This is a genomic window from Terriglobus sp. YAF25 (genome assembly GCF_052113305.1).
In the GTDB taxonomy this organism is placed as follows: domain Bacteria; phylum Acidobacteriota; class Terriglobia; order Terriglobales; family Acidobacteriaceae; genus Terriglobus.
Window position 1 is genome coordinate 1 of record NZ_JBFRCY010000773.1, and the last position, 2,077, is coordinate 2,077.

The window sequence follows — 2,077 nt, forward strand, 5'->3', positions numbered from 1 at the left end:
GTGCCAGACTCATCATCTTCAAGCGTGATCTCGAGCACCTGGTTTGTCAGGTCCATCCCGGTCGAGATCATCAAGAGCTGCTTCAAACAACCGACGATGCCACTCTAGATCCATCCCCGACTGGACCATGTGATGGAGCTGCAGCTTTAGACGGTTGACGGCGAACTTCTTGACTTTGGCGAAATTCAGAGAAGAAGTACAGGTGTAATTGATTAGTAAACTCCCCTGAAACTAAAGGATCTATACCAAGGTCATATTGACCCGGAAAGAGGTCACCCCATAGGGTCTCGATATACCGTTTTCGGAGGTATCTTCATGGGGCAAGAATCTGGTCATATCCAGGGTTCGGACGGCAAAGTGCTGTCCGGCTCGGGCGGTTTCTCCGTCGAGAAAATTGGCCCAGGCCAATACGACCTCACCTTCTCAGGCAATTATGGGACAAATATCCCGGCCGTGCTCGTCACTCCGCTTTCACGGTACACGACGGCACGCGCCACGGTTAGTCCCAATGAGAACTGGCTTGGTTTTGTGGTGTTGACCGGCTATACGGATCAAGGCAGCACCAATTATCTAGATTGCGACTTTAGCTTCGAAGCGCTCTGGATGGGGAAGTAAACGGGATCGGCGCTGTCGCGTTGCCCAATCACAGCCGGATGGATCGGGCCGTACGCCGACCGTCCGCCCTAGGCAAAGCAAAGGAAAGGACTGTCGTGGCCACCATAACGATACCATCAGACTATGAGGATGTCGCAGTCATGTTTGCCGATATCGCTTCGTATGAAACTAAGTTTCAAGGCCCCCTTACGGCTATCACTGGTACAGTCGAGTACAACACCGTAGTCACTTTCGCCGAGAACACTGGCGTTCCGGAATCACCTGTCGTGGTTACTGACGGTGACCTACCTTGGGATCCCACGTTTGGGCTGGTATGCAACGGAACTGCATACTACCAGCAAATATGCGAGGCATTTGTAATCGCCTATCGCAAGTTCTGGAAAGGTAGGGCATTTGGCCTCGTCTATCCCGACGGCACAGTGGCGGACGGCTCCACGGGGAATTTCTCCGTTGAGAAACTCGGTCCAGGCAGATACAGCATCACGGTCCAGGGTGCATCTGGGCAGGTCCCAGATGCGCGCGCAACTCCGTATTCAGCCAACATAACCGCAAGCGCCACGCTCAGCGACGAGGGCGGAGGCGTTTTTACGGTGTTGACCGCCTACTCGGATCAAGGCAGCACCAATTATCAGGATATTGATGGCGGCTTTAGCTTCAGCGTGTCCTGGCCTCGGAAACAGGGCTACTACCAGGTGCACTACACCAACTTGGACACCGATATTGGGACCCTCACCGGGATCGGTCCCGCCTATTGGGACGGCAGCCAATGGAGCCCCATGACGATTGTCGAGGGTGGGCAGGTTACCGACAGCGGCCCGGACGACAACACTCTCATTACACCGGACCAGAGCCAACTCGATCATATCTCTCCATGCCTGCAGCCTCCCCTCCCGCCTCCCACGGCCCCTGGCTGGGTCAACGGTGCGGACACGCCTCCCACGAGCCCTGGCTGGTATTGGGTCAAGTCCTCGGACAAGGAGTTGGATCTCGCAGCGCTACTGGTTCCGAACTACTCCGATAACGCGATCTTGGCCCGCGGTGGTATGTATTCGCTCGACTTCATCGAGTACTTCGGAGCCAAAGTGCTGGATCTGGAGTCACATTAAGCGTCTGCGGTCGGGCGGGGTATCGGGTGAGCGCGATCGTCTCTGCCGTGGCACGTGGCGGCGACGCCGAAGACGACGCCACTGTCTGCGAGGCACACTGCGTTGGAATGATTCAGCTGGTCTTGGGCATTGGCGGTCCTGGGGCGTTGGCCACGCGAATCATTTTCAGGCATACTGCGCAGAGATGTTACCGCTGCCAGGCGGAACAGCTTGTGACCTTGCTACGTTTTCTCTCCGTCTGCTGAAGCAAAACGAAAAGAGGGATACTTCTTATGAATATTTATGTCGTTGTGCTGACGGGAATATCGGCGTATGCCGATTCCCTAATTGCTTCCTTTAATCAGGCTGCTCAGACA

General features: G+C 55.3%; 2 protein-coding genes. Both read left to right on the plus strand.

Annotation, left to right across the window (positions count from 1 at the left end; genetic code table 11):
- Positions 1–315 precede the first annotated feature (315 nt).
- Entirely contained in the window at positions 316–615 is a 300-nt protein-coding gene (locus AB4043_RS23535) for a hypothetical protein (protein WP_442300049.1), read from the plus strand.
- A gap of 95 nt (positions 616–710) precedes the next feature.
- On the plus strand, positions 711–1,721 hold the full coding sequence (locus AB4043_RS23540; protein WP_442300050.1) for a hypothetical protein: 1,011 nt from the start codon (positions 711–713) through the stop codon (positions 1,719–1,721).
- Positions 1,722–2,077: the final 356 nt, after the last annotated feature.

Excerpts from the sequence above, each read along its gene's own strand:
- AB4043_RS23535 (WP_442300049.1), top strand. The coding sequence starts at position 316 with ATGGGGCAAGAATCTGGTCATATCCAGGGTTCGGACGGCAAAGTGCTG.